The organism is Mycolicibacterium neoaurum ATCC 25795, assembly GCF_000691525.1.
In the GTDB taxonomy this organism is placed as follows: Bacteria; Actinomycetota; Actinomycetes; order Mycobacteriales; family Mycobacteriaceae; genus Mycobacterium; species Mycobacterium neoaurum.
The window spans coordinates 149,106-169,939 of sequence record NZ_JMDW01000005.1 but is presented as its reverse complement, the minus strand read 5'-3'; the positions used below and the strand labels follow the sequence as shown (position 1 = coordinate 169,939).

General features: G+C 67.6%; 23 protein-coding genes and 1 riboswitch. Of the genes, 19 read left to right on the top strand and 4 right to left on the bottom strand.

Annotation, left to right across the window (positions count from 1 at the left end):
- Window positions 1-11 precede the first annotated feature (11 nt).
- From IC40_RS0105130 to IC40_RS0105100, 7 genes are all read left to right on the top strand, one after another.
- On the top strand, window positions 12-905 hold the full coding sequence (locus IC40_RS0105130; RefSeq protein ID WP_030133678.1) for an AAA family ATPase: 894 nt from the start codon (window positions 12-14) through the stop codon (window positions 903-905).
- Window positions 902-2,356 (top strand): vWA domain-containing protein, encoded by a 1,455-nt coding sequence (locus tag IC40_RS0105125; RefSeq protein WP_110783536.1) that lies wholly within the window; start codon window positions 902-904, stop codon window positions 2,354-2,356. Before IC40_RS0105130 ends, IC40_RS0105125 begins: the two co-directional genes overlap by 4 nt.
- Before the next feature lie 138 nt (window positions 2,357-2,494).
- Complete coding sequence (nadD, locus tag IC40_RS0105120; protein WP_267880957.1) at window positions 2,495-3,109, top strand: nicotinate-nucleotide adenylyltransferase; 615 nt, start codon at window positions 2,495-2,497, stop codon at window positions 3,107-3,109.
- A complete protein-coding gene (rsfS, locus tag IC40_RS0105115) occupies window positions 3,106-3,486 on the top strand; it encodes a ribosome silencing factor (protein ID WP_030133675.1) in 381 nt (126 codons plus the stop codon). The genes nadD and rsfS overlap by 4 nt, the downstream gene beginning before the upstream one ends.
- Window positions 3,483-4,139, top strand: a complete 657-nt coding sequence (gene gpgP, locus IC40_RS0105110; RefSeq protein ID WP_030133674.1) for a glucosyl-3-phosphoglycerate phosphatase — start codon at window positions 3,483-3,485, stop codon at window positions 4,137-4,139. The genes rsfS and gpgP overlap by 4 nt, the downstream gene beginning before the upstream one ends.
- Window positions 4,129-4,878 (top strand): diglucosylglycerate octanoyltransferase, encoded by a 750-nt coding sequence (gene octT / locus IC40_RS0105105; protein ID WP_030133673.1) that lies wholly within the window; start codon window positions 4,129-4,131, stop codon window positions 4,876-4,878. The genes gpgP and octT overlap by 11 nt, the downstream gene beginning before the upstream one ends.
- Window positions 4,875-5,711: a DegV family protein gene (locus IC40_RS0105100; protein ID WP_030133672.1), complete on the top strand. Its 837-nt coding sequence runs from the start codon at window positions 4,875-4,877 to the stop codon at window positions 5,709-5,711. Before octT ends, IC40_RS0105100 begins: the two co-directional genes overlap by 4 nt.
- Here the strand turns inward: IC40_RS0105100 and IC40_RS0105095 are convergent.
- Complete coding sequence (locus tag IC40_RS0105095) at window positions 5,695-6,762, bottom strand: NAD(P)H-dependent amine dehydrogenase family protein (RefSeq protein WP_030133671.1); 1,068 nt, start codon at window positions 6,760-6,762, stop codon at window positions 5,695-5,697. The genes IC40_RS0105100 and IC40_RS0105095 overlap by 17 nt on opposite strands.
- 102 nt (window positions 6,763-6,864) lie before the next feature.
- Between IC40_RS0105095 and IC40_RS0105090 the strand changes: the two genes are divergently transcribed.
- The 4 genes from IC40_RS0105090 (at window position 6,865) to holA (ending at window position 10,698) form a co-directional block, all read left to right on the top strand.
- A complete protein-coding gene (locus IC40_RS0105090; protein WP_138158193.1) occupies window positions 6,865-7,266 on the top strand; it encodes a DUF6841 family protein in 402 nt (133 codons plus the stop codon).
- Between the two features lie 108 nt (window positions 7,267-7,374).
- Window positions 7,375-8,214, top strand: coding sequence for a ComEA family DNA-binding protein (locus IC40_RS0105085; protein ID WP_030133669.1), 840 nt, complete (start codon window positions 7,375-7,377; stop codon window positions 8,212-8,214).
- On the top strand, window positions 8,215-9,729 hold the full coding sequence (locus IC40_RS0105080; protein ID WP_030133668.1) for a ComEC/Rec2 family competence protein: 1,515 nt from the start codon (window positions 8,215-8,217) through the stop codon (window positions 9,727-9,729).
- A gap of 12 nt (window positions 9,730-9,741) precedes the next feature.
- Window positions 9,742-10,698: a DNA polymerase III subunit delta gene (holA, locus tag IC40_RS0105075; protein WP_030133667.1), complete on the top strand. Its 957-nt coding sequence runs from the start codon at window positions 9,742-9,744 to the stop codon at window positions 10,696-10,698.
- A gap of 20 nt (window positions 10,699-10,718) precedes the next feature.
- On the opposite strand, the gene IC40_RS0105070 is transcribed toward holA, so the two are convergent.
- Complete coding sequence (locus IC40_RS0105070) at window positions 10,719-12,053, bottom strand: aminotransferase-like domain-containing protein (protein WP_030133666.1); 1,335 nt, start codon at window positions 12,051-12,053, stop codon at window positions 10,719-10,721.
- A 176-nt stretch (window positions 12,054-12,229) separates the two neighbouring features.
- Between IC40_RS0105070 and IC40_RS0105065 the strand changes: the two genes are divergently transcribed.
- Window positions 12,230-12,628 (top strand): PaaI family thioesterase, encoded by a 399-nt coding sequence (locus IC40_RS0105065; protein WP_199900914.1) that lies wholly within the window; start codon window positions 12,230-12,232, stop codon window positions 12,626-12,628.
- Window positions 12,629-12,696: 68 nt separating this feature from the next.
- Here the strand turns inward: IC40_RS0105065 and rpsT are convergent, their stop codons facing one another.
- Window positions 12,697-12,957 carry a 30S ribosomal protein S20 gene (rpsT, locus tag IC40_RS0105060; protein ID WP_030133664.1) on the bottom strand — a complete coding sequence of 87 codons (261 nt, stop codon included), beginning with the start codon at window positions 12,955-12,957 and terminating at the stop codon, window positions 12,697-12,699.
- A 156-nt stretch (window positions 12,958-13,113) separates the two neighbouring features.
- Between rpsT and IC40_RS0105055 the strand changes: the two genes are divergently transcribed.
- The 3 genes from IC40_RS0105055 to IC40_RS0105045 are packed head-to-tail and all read left to right on the top strand — an operon-like array spanning window position 13,114 to window position 16,622.
- Window positions 13,114-14,802, top strand: a complete 1,689-nt coding sequence (locus IC40_RS0105055) for a circularly permuted type 2 ATP-grasp protein (RefSeq protein ID WP_030133663.1) — start codon at window positions 13,114-13,116, stop codon at window positions 14,800-14,802.
- A complete protein-coding gene (locus tag IC40_RS0105050) occupies window positions 14,802-15,779 on the top strand; it encodes an alpha-E domain-containing protein (RefSeq protein ID WP_030133662.1) in 978 nt (325 codons plus the stop codon). Before IC40_RS0105055 ends, IC40_RS0105050 begins: the two co-directional genes overlap by 1 nt.
- Before the next feature lie 3 nt (window positions 15,780-15,782).
- On the top strand, window positions 15,783-16,622 hold the full coding sequence (locus IC40_RS0105045) for a transglutaminase family protein (RefSeq protein WP_030133661.1): 840 nt from the start codon (window positions 15,783-15,785) through the stop codon (window positions 16,620-16,622).
- A gap of 1 nt (window position 16,623) precedes the next feature.
- On the opposite strand, the gene IC40_RS0105040 is transcribed toward IC40_RS0105045, so the two are convergent.
- The gene (locus IC40_RS0105040; protein ID WP_030133660.1) at window positions 16,624-17,481 is read right to left on the bottom strand and encodes a ribonuclease Z; all 858 of its coding nucleotides are present in this window, start codon (window positions 17,479-17,481) and stop codon (window positions 16,624-16,626) included.
- 88 nt (window positions 17,482-17,569) lie between these two features.
- Here IC40_RS0105040 and IC40_RS0105035 point away from each other — a divergent pair, with 88 nt between their 5' ends.
- From IC40_RS0105035 to IC40_RS0105020, 4 genes are all read left to right on the top strand, one after another.
- On the top strand, window positions 17,570-17,998 hold the full coding sequence (locus IC40_RS0105035) for a CBS domain-containing protein (protein ID WP_030133659.1): 429 nt from the start codon (window positions 17,570-17,572) through the stop codon (window positions 17,996-17,998).
- An 8-nt stretch (window positions 17,999-18,006) separates the two neighbouring features.
- A complete protein-coding gene (locus IC40_RS0105030) occupies window positions 18,007-18,615 on the top strand; it encodes a GNAT family N-acetyltransferase (protein WP_030133658.1) in 609 nt (202 codons plus the stop codon).
- Window positions 18,608-18,748, top strand: a riboswitch (cobalamin riboswitch). It overlaps the preceding gene by 8 nt.
- 40 nt (window positions 18,749-18,788) lie before the next feature.
- Entirely contained in the window at window positions 18,789-19,817 is a 1,029-nt protein-coding gene (locus IC40_RS0105025; protein ID WP_030133657.1) for an ABC transporter substrate-binding protein, read from the top strand.
- Complete coding sequence (locus IC40_RS0105020; RefSeq protein ID WP_030133656.1) at window positions 19,814-20,824, top strand: ABC transporter substrate-binding protein; 1,011 nt, start codon at window positions 19,814-19,816, stop codon at window positions 20,822-20,824. The genes IC40_RS0105025 and IC40_RS0105020 overlap by 4 nt, the downstream gene beginning before the upstream one ends.
- Window positions 20,825-20,834 lie beyond the last annotated feature (10 nt).

Below are 20,834 nucleotides of genomic sequence, written 5' to 3'. Positions count from 1 at the left end.
AAGAGACCATGTTGAGCGTTCCCGCCCGCCCAGCGCCCTTGTTCGCCGATATCGATGATGTCGCCAAGCGACTCGCCGAGACCGGATATCTGCCCGACAAGGCCACAGCCACAGCGGTGTTCCTTGCCGATCGGCTCGGCAAGCCGCTGCTGGTGGAGGGACCGGCCGGCGTCGGCAAGACCGAATTGGCCCGCGCGATCGCGCAGACCACCGGTAGCGAACTGGTCCGGCTGCAGTGCTACGAGGGTGTCGACGAATCCCGCGCGCTCTACGAGTGGAACCACGCCAAGCAGATCCTTCGTATCCAGGCGGGCACCGCGGGTGGCACCGCCGCCGAGGACTGGGATCAGACGAAGACCGATGTCTTCGGTGAGGAATTCCTGCTCAGCAGGCCGCTGCTGACCGCCATCCGGCGGACCGACCCGACCGTGCTGCTGATCGACGAGACCGACAAGGCCGATATCGAGATCGAGGGTCTGCTGCTGGAGGTGCTCTCCGATTTCGCGGTCACCGTGCCCGAGTTGGGCACCATCAAGGCCGAGCGGGCACCGCTGGTGGTGTTGACCTCCAACGCCACGCGCGAACTCTCCGAGGCGCTCAAGCGGCGCTGCCTGTTCCTGCACATCGACTTCCCCGACGCGGAGTTGGAGCGGCGCATCCTGCTCTCGCGCGTTCCTGAGTTGCCCGAAACCATTGCGGCCGAACTGGTCCGCATCATCGGTGTGCTGCGCGGCATGCAGCTCAAAAAGCTGCCCTCGGTGGCCGAGACCATCGACTGGGGCCGCACGGTGCTGGCGCTCGGTATGGACACCATCGACGATGAGATGATCGCCGCAACGCTCGGTGTCATCCTGAAGAACCAGTCCGACCAGATCAAGGCGGCGGGAGAGCTGAGGCTGAACTGATGTCCCGACGCATCCGCCCGCCGCAGCCGTTGGCGCCACACGGAATCCCCGGCCACCTGGTGGATTTCGTCGAAGCGCTGCGCGGGTCCGGTATTGCGGTGGGGCCGTCGGAGACCGTCGACGCCGGCCGGGTGATGAACGTGCTCGGTCTCGGTGATCGTGGCGCGTTGCGCGAGGGACTGGCGTGTGCGGTGCTGCGCCGCCCGGATCACCGGGACACCTATGACGCGTTGTTCGATCTGTGGTGGCCCGCGGCGCTGGGCGATCGCACGGTGATCGCCGACGCGGACGCCGACGAGCGCGACGCCAACGACCCGAACCCCCCGCCCGAGGCGGATATCGAGAGCATGCGACAGGCGCTGGTCGACATGCTGGGCTCCGATGCCGAACTGGAGAACCTCGACGACCGGCTGACGGCGATGATCGCCCGGATCGTGGAGGCCTACGGACGGTACAACTCCAGCCGCGGACCGTCCTACTCGTCGTATCAGGCGCTCAAATCGATGGCGCTCGACGATCTGGAAGGGCGACTACTGGCCGGGCTGTTGGCCCCTTATGGTGAGGAACCGACTCCGACGCAGGAGGAGATCGCCAAGGCGATGGCGGCACAACGCATCTCCCAGCTACGTCGGATGGTGGAAGCCGAAACCAAGCGCCGAACCGCCGAACAGCTCGGCCGGAACCACGTGCAGATGTACGGCGTGCCGCAACTGTCCGAGAACGTCGAGTTCCTGCGGGCCTCCGGTGAGCAGTTGCGCCAGATGCGCAAGACCGTGCAGCCATTGGCCCGCACGCTGGCCACCAGGCTGGCGGCGAAACGCCGCCGCTCACGCAGCGGTGAGATCGACCTGCGCAAGACGCTGCGCAAATCGATGTCCACCGGCGGGGTGCCGATCGATGTCGTGCTGAAGAAGCCGCACCCGGCCCGACCCGAGCTCGTGGTGCTCTGCGATGTGTCCGGATCGGTGGCCGGCTTCAGCCACTTCACCTTGATGCTGGTGTCCGCACTGCGCCAGCAGTTCTCCCGGGTGCGGGTGTTCGCCTTCATCGACACCACCGACGAGGTCACCCACATGTTCGGTCCGGAGGCCGACCTCGCCGTCGCGGTGCAGCGGATCACCAGGGAGGCCGGTGTCTACACCCGCGACGGGCATTCCGATTACGGGCATGCCTTCGTCTCGTTCACCCAGAACTTCCCGAATGTGCTCTCGCCACGCTCGTCGCTGCTGATCCTCGGTGACGCCCGCAACAACTACCGCAACCCCGAGACCGACCTGTTGACGCGGATGGTTGATGCCAGCAGGCATGCGCACTGGCTCAATCCCGAGCCCAGGCACCTGTGGGGCAGCGGCGACTCGGCCGTGCCGCGTTACCAGGACCTGATCCCGATGCACGAGTGCCGGTCGGCCAAGCAGTTGGCCTCGGTGATCGACGGCCTGCTCCCGGTCTGATCCACCCCCCGTTTCCGGCGGGCGCGCGTGTCCGTTCGTCGACACGCCGGTCCGGTGGCGGAGTCCGCGCACGCTCGCCATGTTCGGGCCGCCATGATCACTCCCGTAAGCTGCCTGTTCGTGGCCACGCGACGCAGGTTGGGAGTGATGGGCGGGACGTTCGATCCCGTGCATCACGGCCACCTGGTGGCCGCCAGCGAGGTGGCCGATCAGTTCGACCTCGACGAGGTGGTGTTCGTTCCGACGGGCCAGCCCTGGCAGAAGCGTGACCGCGCGGTCACCGCGCCCGAGGACCGTTACCTGATGACGGTGATCGCGACCGCGGCCAACCCGCGATTCTCGGTCAGCCGTGTCGACATCGACCGCGGTGGCCCCACCTACACCAAGGACACGCTGCGTGACCTGGCGGCGCTGAACCCGGACACCGACCTGTACTTCATCACCGGTGCCGATGCACTGGGCTCGATCCTGTCCTGGCAGAACTGGGAGGAACTGTTCTCTCTTGCCCGGTTCGTCGGGGTGAGCAGGCCCGGCTACGAACTCGACGGGGAGCATATCGCCGCGGCGATGAAAGAGCTCCCCGACGACGCGCTGTCGCTGGTGGAGATCCCCGCCCTGGCGATCTCGTCGAGTGACTGCCGGCTGCGCGCCCAGCAGTCCCGGCCCATCTGGTACCTGGTGCCCGACGGGGTCGTCCAGTACGTATCCAAACGCAATCTCTATACACCCACCACCGAGGAGGCCAGGTCGTGACCGCAACGGCAGAAGCAGTACAGATGGCCACCATTGCGGCCCGTGCCGCCTCGGACAAGCTCGCCGACGATGTCGTCGTGATCGATGTTTCCGAGCAGCTGGTCATCACCGACTGCTTCGTGATCGCCTCGGCGTCCAATGAACGTCAGGTCAATGCGATCGTCGACGAGATCGAGGACAAGATGCGCGAGGCCGGTCACAAGCCGGCCCGCCGGGAAGGCACCCGCGAGGGTCGCTGGACCCTGCTGGACTATGTCGACATCGTGGTGCACGTCCAGCACACCGAGGAGCGTGAGTTCTACGCCCTCGAGCGCCTGTGGCGTGACTGCCCCACGGTCCCGGTCGATCTCGGGGATCCGCGGGACGGCGCGCAGTGACGGTGCGTCGCCTTGTCCTGTTGCGCCACGGGCAGACCGAGTGGAATGCCGGTAGCCGGATGCAGGGTCAGATCGATACCGACCTGACCGAACTCGGACGCAATCAGGCCGCCGCGGCGGCCGAGGTGCTCGCCAAGCGGCAACCGCTGGCCATCGTGTCCTCGGATCTGCGTCGCGCGTTGGACACCGCGACTGCGCTGGGGGACCGCGCGGGAGTGCCGGTACGGGTCGATCAGCGGTTGCGAGAGACCCATCTGGGGGATTGGCAGGGTCTGACCCACATCGAGGTCGACGAGCGCGCTCCCGGTGCCCGGTTGGCCTGGCGTGACGATGCCCGGTGGGCTCCGCACGGCGGCGAGAGCAGGGTCGATGTCGCCGCCCGCAGCGTACCGCTGGTCGACGAGCTGCTGGTCGCCGAATCCGGCTGGGGAGCGGACGGTTCCGACCGGCCGGTGGTGCTGGTGGCGCACGGCGGCCTGATCGCCGCATTGACCGGGGCGCTGCTGGACCTGCCGGTGGACAACTGGCCGGTGCTCGGGGGGATGGGAAACGCCAGCTGGGCGCAGCTGTCGGGGCATCCCGTCGACGGCAGGCTCACCTGGCGCCTGGATGTCTGGAACGCCTCCGCGCAGGTGGCCAACGATGTCCTCTGAGAAATCCGGCCGCAAGACACTATTGGTCTTCTGTGATTCGTTGTCCTACTACGGACCCACCGGCGGGCTACCCGCGGACGATCCGCGAATATGGCCCAATATCGTTGCCGAGCAGCTGGATTGGGATGTCGAACTGATCGGCAGGATCGGCTGGACCTGTCGAGACGTGTGGTGGGCGGCCACCCAGGACCCGCGTTCGTGGGCCGCGCTGCCGCGCGCAGGTGCGGTGATCTTCGCGACCTGCGGGATGGACTCGCTACCGTCACCGCTGCCGACCGCGCTGCGGGAGCTGATTCGCTACGTGCGCCCACCGCTGCTGCGGCGTTGGGCCCGGGACGGTTACGGCTGGTTACAGCCGCGGCTCTCGCCGGTGGCCCGGCCCGCGCTTCCCCCGCATCTGAGCGTCGAATACCTGGAACAGACCCGCTCGGCGATCGACTTCAACCGGCCGGGAATACCTGTGGTGGCAACAGTTCCCTCGGTGCACATCGCCGAAACCTACGGCAAGTCGCACCGCTGGCGGGACGCCACCGTCGCGGCGATCACCGGATGGGCTGCGCAGCACCGGATTCCGGTGGTCGATCTGAAGGCCGCCGTCGGTGAGTACGTGATGACCGGGCAGGGCAACCCGGACGGCATCCACTGGAACTTCGAGGCGCACGCCGCGGTGGCCGAGTCGATGCTCAGCGCACTCGCCGAGGCCGGTGCATACGAACCCGGAATACGACCCCTTCCATGACAGTTCAGGTGATCACCGACTCATCTGCGCGACTGGAACCGGATGCACTGGCGCGGTGGTCGATCCGCCAGGTGCCGCTGCACGTGCTGATCGACGGCAATGACCTCTGTGACGGTATCGACCCGATCCCCAACGACATCCACGAGCGTCACCACGTGAGCACATCCGGTGCCTCCCCTGGGGAACTGGTGGCGGCCTACCGGAAGGCACTGGCCGACAGCGGTGGTGACGGTGTCGTCGCGGTCCATCTGTCCGCGGCACTTTCGAGCACGTTCTCCACGGCGGTCGCGACGGCGCGAGAGTTCGGTTCCGCTGTGCGCGTGGTCAATTCGCGATCGGCGGCGATGGGTGTCGGCTACGTCGCACAGGCAGCGGCCCGAGCGGCGGCCGGTGGCGCCCACCTCGACGCGGTGGAGGCCGCCGCGCGGGCGGCCATCCCGCGCGGGCACGTGTTCATCGTGGTGGACCGTCTGGACAATCTGCGGCGCAGCGGCCGGATCGGCAAGGGTGCGTCGTGGTTGGGTACCGCCCTGTCTCTGAAGCCGCTGTTGCATCTGGACGTCGACGGCCGGCTGGTGCTGGCACAGCGGGTGCGCACCACGTCCAAGGCGCACGCCGCAATGGTCGACGCGATCGCCGCGGCGGTGGGGGAGCGGCCGGCGACCGTGGCCGTGCACCATGTCGACAACCACGACGCCGCCGCCGCTCTGGGTGCCGCGCTGACCGACCGGTTGCCGCAGTTACAGGGGCTGACCGTCACCGATATGGGTGCGGTCCTCGCCGTGCACGTCGGGGGCGGCGCGGTCGGGGCCTGCGTCAGCCTCGCGGACTGAACCGGCCCGTCACCGGGGGCAGGTCCTTGAGCGTGGCGATACCCGGGGCCGCCGCCACGACCGCGGGCACCGCGTTGGTCACCGGCAGCGCGGTATAGATCATCCCGAGTCCCATGAAACCGGGTTCGGTCCAGTCCTTCGGCGGCAGACAGTGCAGCACGGTGCGCATGTTGGGCATGCCGAAGACCTGGATGACATGACCGTGCTCCAGCGGTTTGGGTGGGGTGACCTGATCACCCATGGTCCAGTTGAAGCCGACGCTGACGACGTTGTGGTCACCGACCCAACCCCGGTGGTAACCGTAGACGCTGCCGACGGTGCCCTTGGGGATCGTCATGAAACCCAGGTCCGAATCGCCGGTCGCCGCGGTGAAGGTGACGTCGAAGGTCATCCGGTCCAGCTTCGCACCGATGGCATCGGCCATCATGGCCGCGGACTCGGCGAAGACCTCGCTCTCGCGGCGCACGCTCTCGGCCAGGCCCGGGGTGCCGGGATCCTGTGAGAAGCCCATCGCGGTCTGGGTCTCGGCGGACTCGTAGGTCGAGCAGTCCACCGATTCGGTGATCCGGATCTGGTCGACACGTTCGCAGGAGCCGGAGAGCACCATCCCGACCATATTGGTCATCCCAGGGTGCGCGCCACTGCCGAATATCGTCGAATTGCCGGTGGCACAGGCCTTTTTGATCCGCTCGATGTCGTGTGGGGTCTGCTTGCCGCCGGTGATCCACGCCGCGCTGGAGCAGACGTTGATGCCCGACTCGAGCAGGGCCACCAACTCGTCGATATCGGGCCACAGCGGGTTGTAACAGCAGGCATCGGGGCGCAGGGCGATCAGCTCGCCGATGTCATTGGTGGCCTTGATACCGGTGGGGGTCGGCCAGCCGGCGAGTTCGGCGGCATCGACACCCACTTTGTCGGCACCGTGGGCGTACACGCCCACCAGTTCCATGTCAGCGCGGCCGATGATGGCGTGCAGTGAACGACGGCCGATATTGCCGGTGGTCCATTGGATGACGCGGAGGGGGTCGGCCGCGAGCGCTGAGTCAGACATGGGTGAACACTATTGCCGATATGTTCAGCGTCGGGCCGGTTTCGTCGGTTTCGGTGCCCGTTGTGAGCACGGCTCCTGTCGGGCACACCCTAAACTCTCGGTATGGCAATGGATTCCACGACCGTGCAGGAATGGTTCGACCGCTACGTGGACGTGTTCGCCGCCGTCGTCCGCGGTGCGAAACCGATGGCCGAGCTGGTGGACTGCTACGCCGTGCCGCTGACGCTGACCACCGATGCCGGTGCGATCAGCCTGACCACCGCCGACCAGGTCGTGGCGGTGATGGAAAGCCAGGTCGACGCGCTGCGGTCCCAGCGATACCAGTCCACGACACTGCTCAGCGCGGCCGTCACCGAACTGAACGCGTCCTCGGCCCTCTACCGCGGGGCGTTCGTACGCTGTGATACCGAGGGCGCCGAGTTGGGCCGTCTGGCGGTGACCTACCTGCTGGTCGACGGGCCCGAACATCCGCAGATCGCGGTGCTGGCCTCGCACGGACGATGACCGCCGGCACTCGCCGGTTATCCACAATGCCGCCTTCATCCACAGCCCCCTGACTCCGGCGGTGTGACGGGGCTTCCCGGTCACCGCCCCGGGCCTACCGTCGGGCGCATGGACACCGAATCACCGGCTCAGCGACTTTCTCGACGCATCGGCCCCGGCCTTGATCGCGGTGTCGATGGGGTCGAGGCCGAGGACGCCGATCAGCAGTCCGATGCCGCGTTGGCGCGCTGGCTTCCGGAGGGACCAGCGTCGCGGACCCTCGCCGATCGGGTGGCTGCGCTGCGCGCCGATCCGGGGCGGGCCGGGGTCATGGCGCTAGTCGGCATCGGCGTCATGGCGGTCTTGGTGACGGTGTTCACCGTCGTGCGGAGTCCGGATCATCCGGTGAGTGCGGCCAACCTGCCGCCGGTACAGATGGTGTCGACAGCCAGTTCGCCTTCGCCCGCACCACCGGGGCCCGTCGTGGTCAGCGTCGTCGGCCTGGTGAACAAGCCGGGGCTGGTCACCCTGGAGGCCGGCGGCAGGGTCGCCGATGCGGTGGAGCTTGCCGGGGGAGTCCTCGACGGTGCCGATCTCGTCGGTCTGAACATGGCCCGGCGGGTGGCCGACGGCGAGCAGATCATCGTCGGTCTCGCGGCGGCGCCGGGATCGCCGTCGCCGATGGGCAGCTCGGTGAGCGCGGCGGCCGAACCGTCCGGCCGGCCCGGGCCGGCGTCGACCGCAGCCACGACGGGGTCGGGGAGTTCGGGCGGCGGTGGCCAAGTGAACCTGAACACCGCAACCGCCGAGGATCTCGACGCGTTGCCAGGAGTCGGACCCGTGACCGCCGCTGCGATCATCGCGTGGCGGGATGCCAACGGGCCGTTCAGCAGTGTCGACCAACTCGGGGACGTCGATGGGATCGGTCCGGCCCGCCTGGACAAGCTGCGTGATCTGGTGGTCGCGTGAATGGCCACGGCGGATGCCCGGGAGCGTCCGGTCGATGTGCGACTGGTCCCCGCGGCGCTGACGGCCTGGGCGGTGACGGCCGCGGGGATCGTGTGGCCAGGGCTGGTGCCGTGCGCGGTGGTGCTGGTGGCCTGTGCCATAACCGGGTTGCTGACCCGCAGTGGCGCAGTTCGTGTGGGTGTAGCGGGTGTTGCCGCTGTCGCGGTGATGGGCGCCGCCTTCGGCGTGGTGGTCGCGTTGCGCAGTGCCGAGGTGCGGCACCATCCGATCACCGAGCGATATGGGGACCGGGCGACCGTGACGATCGCCGCCACCGAGTCACCGCGCTCATTGGGGCGCGGTCGGATGATGTTTCGGGCCGGCTTGCGCGAGGTGGACGGCACCCCATCGGCGGGGATGGTTCTGGTGTTCGCACCCGTGTCGGAATTCGCCACCCTGGTCGTGGGTCGCCCCGCCACCTTCACTGCCCGGATCGGGCGGCCGCTGCGCGCCGACCTGACGGTGGCGGTGCTCACCGCGACAGGTCGACCCACCATGGGCGAGACGCCCGCGGTTCGTCGTCTGGCCGGGCACGTCCGGGATCGTTTCTCGGCCGCGGCCCGCCGGGTTCTGCCCGCGGACCAGGCGGCGATGCTGCCCGCGCTGGTGCTCGGGGACACCTCGGCGGTCACGGCCACCACGGCTGCGGCGTTCAAGGTCTCCGGTCTCACCCATCTGACCGCGGTGTCCGGCGCGAATGTGACGATCGTGTGCGGTGCAGCACTGCTGTCGGCGGCGCTGGTGGGTCCGCGGCCGGCGGCCGCGCTGGCGCTTGTGGTGCTGATCGCGTTCGTCATCGTCGTGGAACCCTCGGCCAGCGTGTTGCGGGCCGCGGTGATGGGCGGCATCGGCCTGTTCGCCGTGGTGTCACACCGTCGGCGACAGGCGATCCCGGTGTTGTCCTCGGCCGTGATCGCGTTGATGATGGTGGCCCCGCAACTGGCCGTCGACGTCGGCTTCGCACTCTCGGTGGTGGCGACGGCCGCGCTGGTGGTGATCGCCCCCGGCTGGTCGCGCCGGCTGGTCGGCTGGGGCTGGCCCAAGCCGCTTGCGGATGCGGTCTGCATCGCCGCGGCCGCGCAGGCGGTCACCGCCCCGCTGGTCGCCGGGATCTCGGGCAATGTCAGCGTCTTTGCAGTCATCGCCAATGTGCTTGTCGGCGCGGTCATCCCACCGATCACGCTGATCGGTACCGCGGCCGCGGCATTGTCGGCGATCTGTGCACCGCTGGCCGAGTTGATGATCCGGTTCACCGGCCCCGAGCTCTGGTGGCTGCTTGTCGTCGCCGAGCGGATCGCCGCCCTGCCCGATGCCACGGTGCCCGTCCCGGCCGGTGCCCCCGGCATGGCCCTGGTGGCGACGGCCACGATCGCGGTGATCGTGACCTGGCGGTGGCGGTGGGGCCGCAACCTCTCCGTCGCGGGTCTCTGCTGTCTGCTGGCGTGGACCGTCTCCGGCATCGTCGGGTCGGCGTGAAACGATCACGGGGTGAGCGAGGGATTGCATCTGGTGCTCGGCGACGAAGAACTGCTGGTCGAACGGGCGGTGGCCGATGTGCTGCGCGCGGCACGCAAGCGGGCGGGCACCGTCGACGTCCCGGTGGACCGGCTCCGGGCCGGAGAGGTGAGCACCAGCGAGTTGGCCGAGTTGCTCAGTCCCTCGTTGTTCGCCGAGGAACGCGTGGTGGTGTTGGAGGCGGCTGCCGAGGCGGGCAAGGATGCCGTGGCGCTGATCCTCAGCTCCGCTGCCGATCTTCCGCCGGGCACCCTGCTCGTGGTCGTGCACTCCGGCGGTGGTCGGGCCAAGGCGATGGCCGATCAGCTCAAAAAGCTTGGCGCCGAGGTGTATCCGTGCGCCAAGATCACGAAGCCGGCCGAGCGTGCCGATTTTGTCCGCCGTGAGTTCCGGACGCTGAAGATGAAGGTCGACGACGCCACCGTCACGGCGATCCTCGATGCCGTCGGCTCGGATATCCGTGAACTGGCCGCGGTCTGCTCCCAGCTGGTCGCCGACACCGACGGGCAGGTCGATGTCGCCGCGGTCCGGCAGTATCACAGCGGCAAAGCCGATGTGAAGGGTTTCGAGATCGCCGACAAGGCGGTCGCCGGTGACGTGCCCGGCGCGGCCGAGGCACTGCGCTGGGCGATGCACAGCGGGGAACCGCATGTCGTGCTCGCCGACGCGCTGGCCGAGGCGGTGCACACCATCGCCCGCGTCGGCCCCATCACCGGCGACCCCTACCGGCTGGCCGGTGAGCTGGGCATGCCGCCGTGGCGTATCCAGAAGGCGCAGAAACAATCCCGACGCTGGTCGCGGGATCGGGTGGCCGAGGCCATCCGGGTGGTCGCCGCGCTCAACGCCGATGTCAAGGGTGCGGCCGCTGATGCGGATTTCGCCCTGGAGCGGGCCGTGCGCAGGGTGGCCGAGTTGGCCGCCGACGGCTGAGCCTCGCCGAACCCCTGGGTTCACCAGGGGACCGACAGAACGGTTGTGCGCAGGGTTTCGAGCACCTCGCCGAGTTCGTCGATGGCCGCGGTGGCCAGGGCGAGGCGCAGCGCATGCGGCCAGTGGCCGGTGGTGTCGAACGCGTCTGCGGTCGACACCAGGATTCCGGTCCGGGCCAGATGGGTGGCGGCGAGGTCCGCGCGGACCTCGCCGGGCAACTCCAGCCAGCCGAACATCGACACCGGGTGGGCGCGATAAGTGAGCTCGCGCAGCGCATTCCGGGCGATCTCCTGCCGTACCCGGGCATCGTCTCGGCGAACCGCCTCCAGTCGGGCGACCGTCCCGTCGGCGATCCAGCCGGTGGCCAGTGCCGTCACCACGCTGGGAACACCCCACCCGGTGGCCCGAAGACCGCTCGTCACCCTGGTGGCGTAGACCTCCGGGGCAACCAGATAACCGAAGCGCAGCCCCGTGGCGACACTCTTGGAAAGGCTGGCCAGGTGGAAGGTGCGCTCCGGAGCCATGGTCTGCAGTGCGGCCGGGGCGTCGACGTCCAGGAAGGCGTACGTGCCGTCCTCGATGAGCAGAGCGTCGTGGCGGCGGGCGATGTCGACCAGGTGTTCCCGGTGCGCCAGGTCCAGCGTCCAGCCGAGCGGATTGTGCACCGTGGGCATCAAGTAGACGGCGCGAACCGATCGCGTGGCGCACAGGCTGTCCAGACCGGCCAGGTCCGGTCCGTCGCCGCAAAGGGGAATCGGGACGATCTCTAGTGCGCGCGCCGCCGCCAGCAGTTTCAATCCGGGATAGGTCAATGCGTCGGCGGCGATGACATCGCCCGGACGGGTGGTGGTGATGAGCGTGACATCGAGTGCCTGCTGGGCTCCGTTGGTCAGGAATACCGAGTCCGGCGTGATGTCGATGCCGCGATCGAGCAGGTGGGTGGCCACGGCTGACCGTTCGTGACGGCGGCCACCAGCCGGTTGTTGGTACAGGATCGATTCGAGATTGCCCGACGTGGACAGCTGGCGCAGTGCATCGCGAAGCATCGGTGTCGGCGCGTCGGCGCGCGGTTGGTTGAACGACAGGTCTGCGAGCCGGTCGGACGGCAGCCTGCGGTCGGCATCGATACCGGCGTAGCCGCTTTGGTCGCGCACGAAGGTGCCGCGGCCCGGTTCACCGACGACCAGGCCCATCGCGGTGAGCTCGGCATAGACCCGGCTCGCGGTCGCCAGCGCGATCCCGTGCTCACGAGCAAGGGTGCGGTGCGCCGGGAGTTTGGCACCGCTGATGAGTTCGCCGCGCCTGATCGCACCGGCGTACCGATCGACGAGCTGTTTGTAGGTGGCAGGCCGCACGCCCCGAGCGTATCTATGACATTGAGTGGATTGTCCTAATTCAGATCGTTAGCGTTCTGGGCGTCTCACATCTACGTAGGGAGCCGCCCGTGTCAGAGCCTGTCCGCGAACTTCCGGTCCTCGACTATCTGCGCAAGAGCCTGGACGGCAGCGTCGCACCGACCGATCGCACCCATCTGCGTTATCCGACGGCCATCTCACAACTGCTCGGCTTCCGGGTCGTCAGCGTCGACATCGGACACGCCGTGCTCGAGGTGGACGCCGACACGTCGCTGCACGGCAATCAACAGGGGACCGTGCACGGCGGGTTCCTGGTGGAGCTGGCGGATGCGGCCATCGGGACAGCACGATCCACCACCATCGCTCCGGGTGAGTCGTTCACCAGCATCGACGCCAACGCCACGTTCCTGCGTCCGGTGTGGAGTGGTCGGCTGACCGCGACGGCATTCGCGACGCATACCGGCCGGACGGTCGGTCATTTCCAGTGCGATATCACCAGGGCCGACGGCAAGCGGGTGGCGACGGTGAGCAGCGCCGTCATGACGTTGCGCGGTGATCAGGCGCGGGGCCGGTAGCTGCTACCCGGACACGCAAAAACCCGCGCGTGACGCGTGAGCGTCGACGCGCGGGTCGATAGAGTCTGTCAGAGCTTGTTGACGGCCAGCGTCAGCGCCGACTTCTTGTTGGCGGCCTGGTTCTTGTGGATGACACCCTTGCTGGCTGCCTTGTCCAGCTGACGGTTGGTCGACACCAGCAGCTCGCCGGCCTTGTCCTTCTCGCCGGCGTCGATGGCCTCGCGGAGACCGCGGACAGCCGTACGCAGCGACGACTTGACCGACTGGTTGCGCAGACGACGGCGCTCGTTGGTCTTGATGCGCTTTTCCTGCGACTTGATGTTGGCCACGCGTGTAGTTCCTTCTCACCGTCGGTGTGATTGCTAAGTATTTGGCGCCCGGCGCAGCATTGCAGGCTGGGCAGCAGTGGTTCAGGTTACCAGCGGGTGTACCAATCCCCCAAAAGCGGCCGGACCAGCCTGCCGAAACGCCCGACTTACGGCACCATGTGCACGGTGAGCCTACGAACCCTGCCCAACGAGACCGTACGCCCGCCACGTTCGACGACGCGATCGAAAAAACAGCAGGTGGGGATCTTCGACGGGTACACCGAGCTGGCCGGTTACGGCGCGGCCTTCGACGAGATGTTCGACGGCTCGGGCAACGTCCGGCCGCCCTACAAGGGAATTTTCGCCGAACTCTCGCCCTCGTATGCCGGCGAGTTGGAGGCTCGCACCGAAGCGCTGGGCCGTGCGTTCATCGACCAGGGCATCACCTTCTCGCTGTCGGGACAGGAGCGGCCCTTCCCGCTGGATCTCGTCCCGCGGGTCATCTCGGCGGCCGAATGGACGCGGCTGGAGAAAGGCATCGCCCAGCGGGTGAAGGCGCTGGAGCTCTATCTGGACGATATCTACGGGGAGCAGGAGATCCTGCGCGACGGGGTGATTCCGCGGCGGCTGATCACCTCGTGTGAACACTTCCACCGCGAGGCGGTCGGCATCGTCCCGCCCAACGGTGTACGTATCCATGTCGCCGGGATCGATCTGGTCCGCGACGCCCAGGGCACCTTCCGGGTGTTGGAGGACAACCTGCGTTCGCCGTCGGGGGTGTCCTACGTGATGGAGAACCGCCGGACCATGGCGCGGGTGTTCCCCAACCTGTTCGCCTCGCACCGGGTCCGGGCCGTGGGCGACTATTCGTCGCACCTGCTGCGCGCGCTGCGCAAGGCGGCGGCCACCAACGAGGCCGATCCCACCGTCGTCGTGCTGACCCCGGGGGTATACAACTCCGCCTACTTCGAGCACTCGCTGCTGGCCAGACAGATGGGCGTGGAGCTGGTCGAGGGTCGTGACCTGTTCTGCCGCGACAACACCGTCTACATGCGCACCACCGAGGGTGAGCGCCAGGTCGATGTCATCTACCGCCGCATCGATGACGACTTCCTGGACCCCATGCAGTTCAAACCGGATTCGGTGCTCGGTGTCGCCGGTGTGCTCAACGCCGCACGCGCGGGCAATGTGGTCATCTCCAGTGCCGTCGGTAACGGCGTCGGTGATGACAAGCTGGTCTACACCTACGTGCCGACCATCATCGAGTACTACCTCGGCGAGAAACCGCTGCTGGCCAACGTGGACACCTTCCGCTGCTGGCTGGACGAGGAGCGCGAGGAGGTCCTCGACCGGGTCGACGAACTGGTGATCAAGCCGGTGGAGGGCTCCGGTGGGTACGGCATCGTGTTCGGGCCCGATGCTTCGCCCAAGGAACTCGCCGCGATCTCGAAGAAGATCCGCGCCGATCCGCGCGGCTGGATCGCCCAACCCGTCGTGCAGTTGTCGACGGTGCCGACCAAGATCGGCGACAAGCTCGCCCCCCGGCACGTGGACCTGCGGCCGTTCGCGGTCAACGACGGTGACGAGGTGTGGGTACTGCCCGGCGGACTGACCCGGGTGGCGCTGCCCGAGGGGTCGCTGGTGGTGAATTCGAGCCAGGGCGGTGGTTCCAAGGACACCTGGGTGCTGGCCTCGCGGACCTCCGGCGCCGATCGCGAGTTGGCGGCCGCCGAACTGGTCCCGGCCGCCAAGACCAAATCGGCGAAAGTGCCTCGCGCAGAACAAGTCGCTGAGCTGAGCTCGCAGCAGCAACAACAGAACCAGCAACAGCAACAGGCGCGCAACGATGTGCACGGGAGGCGATGATGCTGGCACGCAATGCCGAATCGCTGTATTGGATCGGGCGTTACGTCGAACGCGCCGATGACACGGCGAGGATCCTCGATGTGGCGGTGCACCAGCTGCTCGAGGATTCCAGTGTCGATCCCGACCAGGCCTCGCGAGTCCTGTTGCAGGCGCTGGGAATCGAGTCGCCGGACCGGGAACTCGACGTGTGGTCGCTCACCGATCTGGTCGCCTTCAGTCGCGATGCTTACGGCGGCAACTCGATCGTCGACTCCATCTCTGCGGCCAGGGAGAACGCCCGCGGTGCGCGCGAGGTGACCTCGACGGAGATGTGGGAGTGCCTCAACACGACCTACAACGCGTTGGCCGAGCGCGAGCGCGCCGCCCGGCGCCTGGGACCCCATGAGTTCCTCGGTTATGTGGAGGGCCGGGCGGCGATGTTCGCCGGTCTTGCCGATTCGACGCTCTCCCGCGACGACGGCTACCGCTTCATGGTGTTGGGCCGTGCCATCGAACGCGTCGATATGACGGTGCGCCTGCTGCTTTCGCGCGTCGGGGACAGTGCGTCGTCACCGGCCTGGGTGACGGTGCTGCGCTCGGCGGGTGCCCACGACACGTATCTGCGCACCTATCGCGGTGTGCTCGACGCCGGCCGCGTCGTGGAGTTCCTGCTGCTGGACCGGCTGTTCCCGCGGTCGGTGTTCTATTCACTGCGGTTGGCCGAGCACAGCCTGGAGGAGCTGCAGAACGGCGTGCACAACCGCATCGGTTCGACCGGTGAGGCGCAGCGGTTGCTCGGGCAGGCGCGCAGCGAACTGGAGTTCCTGCAACCCGGTCTGCTGCTGGAGTCGTTGGCCGACCACCTCGCGGGTCTGCAGAAGACCTGCGCCGATGTCAGCGAGGCGCTGGCGGTGCAGTACTTTCACTCCGCTCCGTGGGTTGCCTGGACCGATGCGGGCAAGCACGGTGCGGTCGTCATCGAAGAAGGGGAGATCTGACAGATGTGGCGGATGCGCGTGGTCCACGCGACCGGATACGCCTACAAGTCCCCGGTCACGGCGTCGTTCAACGAAGCCCGGCTGACCCCCCGATCGGATTCCCGACAGAACGTCATCCTCAACAGGGTGGAGACCGTCCCGGCGACCCGGTCCTACCGTTATGTCGATTACTGGGGCACCGCGGTGACCTCGTTCGACCTGCACGCCCCGCACACCGAACTGGAGGTCACCTCGTCCTCGGTGGTCGAGACCGAGGTCGGTGAGATGCCCGAAGAGGCGGTCAGTTGGGAGGACCTGCGGGCCGAGGCGGTGATCGACAAGTTCGACGAACTGCTCAGCCCCACCGATTACACCCCGGCCAGTAAGCGCATCCATCGGGTCGGGCAGCGGATCGCCAAGGAATACGAACCGCAGGATGCGGTGGTGGCGGCCGCGAACTGGGTGCACAGCGAACTCGACTACGTCCCGGGTACCACCGGTGTGCATTCGTCGGGTCTCGACGCCCTGCGCGAGGGTAAAGGGGTATGCCAGGACTTTGCGCACCTGACGTTGATCCTGTTGCGCAGCATGGGGATTCCGGCCCGTTACGTGTCGGGCTACCTGCATCCCAAGCGCAAGGCGGTGGTGGGGGACACCATCGACGGGCAGAGCCACGCCTGGGTGCAGGCCTGGACCGGCGGTTGGTGGAATTACGATCCGACCAACGACACCGATATCAACGAGCAGTACATCACCGTGGGGATGGGGCGCGATTACGCCGATGTGGCCCCGCTGAAGGGCATCTACTCCGGGGAGGGCTCCACCGATCTGGACGTGGTGGTGGAGATAACCCGGCTGGCCTGACTCAGGCGGTCCCGGTGCACACTCCCGGGTGCACCTGCACCCGGTGCAGGTCGTTGCCGAGTTCGATCTGGCGGTCGAACGCGGTGGCGGCCAGCGCCCGCCACTGATCCTCGGTGCCCGGTGCCATGGCGGGCACGTAATGGGTCAGGATCAGGATGCCGACCCCGGCACGCGCGGCGGTATCGGCGGCCTGTTCCACGGTGGAGTGATAGTCGCAGATATCGCGGACCCGCTGCAGGGGCACTGCATCGATCAGATCGCGACGAATCGCGGTGTGCACCAACGCACCTGCTCCGGAAGTCAACGCGTCCAGCGTGGCGCACGGCACGGTATCGCCGGCGAGCACCACCGAAGCGCCACCATGATCGACGCGGAAGGCGATGGTCGGCGCGACCGGCCGGTGGTCGGTGGGTGCGACGCGCACCTGCACGCCCGCCTCGTCCCATACCGCCCCGTCGGTGTACTCGTGCACCTGCACCCGGGGCGGTTCGGTCAGGTCGGCGTGGTGTTCGAGTCGGTAGGAGATGTCATGGGCGAATGCCGCCAGCGTCGCCCTGACGACGTCGGCGGTGCCAGGGGGCCCGATGATGGGCAGCGGCGTGGGGTCGGGGCTGAACGTACCGATCCACCGGGTGATCAGGACATCGCCCAGATCGGCGATATGGTCGCTGTGCAGGTGGGTCAGCAACAGCGCGCTGAGTTGGGGTGCGCCCGAGCCCGCAGCGGCAAGTCTCTGCAGCACCCCACGGCCACAGTCGACGAGGAATGTCTGCTCGCCCGCGCGGATCAGGGTGGCCGGGCCCGCCCGGTCCGGGTCGGGGATGGGGCTGCCGGTTCCCAGCAGAGTCACCTCGATCATGGCCCACATATACCGCCGCGATCGTCCACACGGGGCCGATCCGACGTAGCCTGGATGTGGCGGAGGTCACATATCGCGGGAGGGTGTCATGCGGATAGCCGACGTGCTGCGGAACAAGGGATCGTCGGTGGCGACGATCGCACCGGAGACATCGGTGGCCGATCTGCTCGCGGGCCTGGTCGGTCGCAATATCGGCGCGATGGTGGTCGTGGGGCCCGACGGGCCGGTCGGTATCGTCTCCGAGCGCGATGTGGTGCACCGCCTGCATGATCTCGGCGGCGATCTGCTGACCAGGCCGGTCTGCGAGATCATGACCACGCATCTGGTGTTCTGTGCGCCCGAGGATTCCGTCGACAGCCTGAGTGCGGCGATGACCCATCACCGGGTACGGCACATCCCGGTGCTGCAGGACGGACGGTTGGCCGGGATCGTGAGCATCGGCGATCTGGTCAAGAGCCGCATGCAGGAACTCGAATCCAGCACGGAGTACTTGCAGGCGTACATCACGCAGGGCTGAATGGACGGGTGCGTGACCCACAGGTGCGACCCGCCGCCCGGTCCGATGTCGATGCCCTGTGCCGGGTGCTGGGCAGGGCGTTCTTCGACGATCCGGTGATGGCGTGGATGCTGCCCGACCCGCAGGCCCGGCGGCGCAAGCTGCACAAGCTGTTCGCCGGACTGACCCGCCATCACCACCTGGCCCGCGGTGGGGTGGAGATCGCCGGCGCGGAGTCCGGTATCGCGGCGGCGGCGCTGTGGGATCCGCCGGATCAGTGGCGCCACACCCCGGCCGAGGAATTGCGCGCGGCGCCCTCGATGCTGCTGACCTTCGGTAAAGCGGTGCGTCGCGGCATGCAGGTGTCGGAGTTGATGAAGCGGTCGCACCCGGACGAGCCGCACTGGTACCTGGCGGTGATCGGCAGTGATCCCCAGGTGCGCGGTGACGGCTTCGGGCACGCGCTGATGCGGTCGCGACTGGACCGCTGTGATGCCGAGTTCGCGCCCGCCTACCTCGAATCCAGCAACCCCGACAACATCGGTTACTACCAGCGGTTCGGCTTCGAGGTCACCGGTGAGATAACCCTCCCCGACGGAGGACCGGTCATGTACCCGATGTGGCGGGACCCGCGGTGAACCCGTCGGCGGTGCGGTGCCGGTAGAGTTCGGTGCTGACCTGCAGGGGAATCCGGTGACAATCCGGAGCTGACGCGCAGCGGTGTGAGGCACGGCCTCGAGCCCGAATGCCTGCGGTCGTGCAATCGTCGACGGCTCCGCGTTTGGGCCCTGTACCGAAGGAAGTCACCGCCGTGCGTGTCATCGTCACGCTGCTTTGTCTCGTCCTCACCGTCACCGCCTGTGGCACAGCCGAGGCGCCGGCCGCCGAACCCGCTGCCCCCGCCGCTGAGGCCGGCCGTACCAGCTATCCGCTGACGCTGCAGAACTGCGGTGTCCAGGTCACCTTCGAGCATGCGCCGCAACGCGCGGTGTCCCTGTATCAGGCTTCCACCGAGATCCTGCTCTCCCTCGGGCTGGCCGACCGCATGGTGGGCACCTCCACCTGGTTCGACCCGGTGCTGCCCGCGTTGGCAGCCGACAACGACCGGGTGCCCCGGATCGCCGACAACGACCCGAGCCTGGAATCGGTGCTCGACCTGGAACCCGACCTCGTCACCTCGGCGAGCGCCCATACGTTCACCCCTGCCGTCGTCGGTGAGCGCAGCCGCCTGGCCGAACTCGGCATCCCCACCTACCAGTCGCCCTCGGTATGCACCGACGCCATCGTCGATGGCGAGACGGTGACACGCACCGCACCTCTGGAGATGGACACCCTGTTTCGCGAAATCAGCGAATTGGCGCAGATTTTCGACGTCCAGGACCGTGGCGCGGAACTGGTGAACCGGCTCAGGACGAGGCTGGACGACGCACCTCGGATCGAGGCCCGCGACGCCACGGTGGCGTTCTGGTTCTCCGGGCTGCGCACCCCCTACCTGGCCGGCTGCTGCTCGGCGCCAGGGCTCTACGCACGTGAGGTCGGTGCCACCAATGTGTTCGCCGATGCCGCCGAGGACTGGCCGGAGATCAGCTGGGAGGCCCTCGCCGACCGCAACCCCGACGTGCTGGTGCTGGCAGATCTGAGCCGCAAACGCATCGACGGCGACGCCCTCGACACCAAGATCGATTTCCTGGAGTCCAACCCGGTGACCAGGAATATGACGGCGGTCCAACAGCACCGGTACGTCGTGCTGACCGGTTCCGAACTCGACCCGGGTATCCGCCAGATCGACGCCGTGGAGAAACTCGCCGACGGCTTCGCGAAGATCGGGGAACCGAAATGATCGTGCGCACCGTGCTCGGCATCGCCGCCGTGGCGGCACTGACCGCCTGCGGACAATCGGAGGTCCACGCCCGCGACGACGCCGCCGCGGGCTATCCCATCACGATCAGCAATTGTGGCCGCGACGTCGTCATTGCTGCGCCGCCCCAGCGCGCGGTCTCACTGAATCAGGGCTCCACCGAGATCCTGCTGTCGCTCGGACTCGCCGACCGGATGGTCGGTACCGCCACCTGGACCGACCCGGTGCGGGAGAACCTCGCGGCGGCCAATGCCACGGTTCCCAAACTGGCGGAGAACAAGCCGTCGCTGGAGACCGTGCTCGACACCGAACCCGATTTCGTATCGGCATCTTTCGCCGGAACGCTCGGGCCCGGCGGCGTGGCAGACCGCGATCAGTTCGAATCCCTCGGTGTGCCGACCTATCTGGCACCCAGTGACTGCGAGGGGAAGGTATCGGTCAACGAAGACGGTGCCCGCACCGAACCGTTCACCATGGCGGCGATCCACCGCGAGATCCGGGAACTGGCACGCATTTTCGACGTCACCGACCGTGGTGAGGAGCTGATTGCCCAGTTGGAACAGCGGATGCAGGCCAACCGGCTGCAGGTCGACGCCGATCTCGGGTACTGGTTCTCCGATATCCGGGCGCCGTACTTCGCCGGGTGCTGCGGTTCGCCGGGAGTCATCACCGACGCGGTCGGTGCGCGCAACATCTTCGTCGACACCACCGAGGAGTGGCCACAGGTCAGTTGGGAGGTGATCGCCGAACGCGATCCCGACGTCCTGGTGCTCGCGGACCTGAGCCGACGCACCATCGACGGTGATGCGCTGGATGCCAAGATCGCCTTCCTGGAGTCCAATCCGGTGACCTCCCGGTTGACCGCCGTGCAGCAGAAGCGCTACATCGTGGTCAACGGCGCCGACCTCAACCCGTCCATCCGCACCGTCGACGGCACCGAGAAGGTCGCCGACGGACTGCGCCGATTCGGATACGTCGCCGAACGTTGACACTTCGCGC

What these genes read in the sequence shown, in the direction of transcription:
- IC40_RS0105080 (WP_030133668.1), top strand. Translation starts at nt 8,215, where the DNA reads ATGGCCACGGCGGATGCCCGGGAGCGTCCGGTCGATGTGCGACTGGTC.
- IC40_RS0105050 (WP_030133662.1), top strand. Translation starts at nt 14,802, where the DNA reads ATGCTGGCACGCAATGCCGAATCGCTGTATTGGATCGGGCGTTACGTC.
- IC40_RS0105085 (WP_030133669.1), top strand. Translation starts at nt 7,375, where the DNA reads ATGGACACCGAATCACCGGCTCAGCGACTTTCTCGACGCATCGGCCCC.
- IC40_RS0105095 (WP_030133671.1), bottom strand. Translation starts at nt 6,762, where the DNA reads ATGTCTGACTCAGCGCTCGCGGCCGACCCCCTCCGCGTCATCCAATGG.
- IC40_RS0105045 (WP_030133661.1), top strand. Translation starts at nt 15,783, where the DNA reads ATGTGGCGGATGCGCGTGGTCCACGCGACCGGATACGCCTACAAGTCC.
- IC40_RS0105055 (WP_030133663.1), top strand. Translation starts at nt 13,114, where the DNA reads ATGTGCACGGTGAGCCTACGAACCCTGCCCAACGAGACCGTACGCCCG.
- IC40_RS0105035 (WP_030133659.1), top strand. Translation starts at nt 17,570, where the DNA reads ATGCGGATAGCCGACGTGCTGCGGAACAAGGGATCGTCGGTGGCGACG.
- IC40_RS0105020 (WP_030133656.1), top strand. Translation starts at nt 19,814, where the DNA reads ATGATCGTGCGCACCGTGCTCGGCATCGCCGCCGTGGCGGCACTGACC.
- octT (WP_030133673.1), top strand. Translation starts at nt 4,129, where the DNA reads ATGTCCTCTGAGAAATCCGGCCGCAAGACACTATTGGTCTTCTGTGAT.
- IC40_RS0105090 (WP_138158193.1), top strand. Translation starts at nt 6,865, where the DNA reads ATGGCAATGGATTCCACGACCGTGCAGGAATGGTTCGACCGCTACGTG.
- IC40_RS0105040 (WP_030133660.1), bottom strand. Translation starts at nt 17,481, where the DNA reads ATGATCGAGGTGACTCTGCTGGGAACCGGCAGCCCCATCCCCGACCCG.
- IC40_RS0105100 (WP_030133672.1), top strand. Translation starts at nt 4,875, where the DNA reads ATGACAGTTCAGGTGATCACCGACTCATCTGCGCGACTGGAACCGGAT.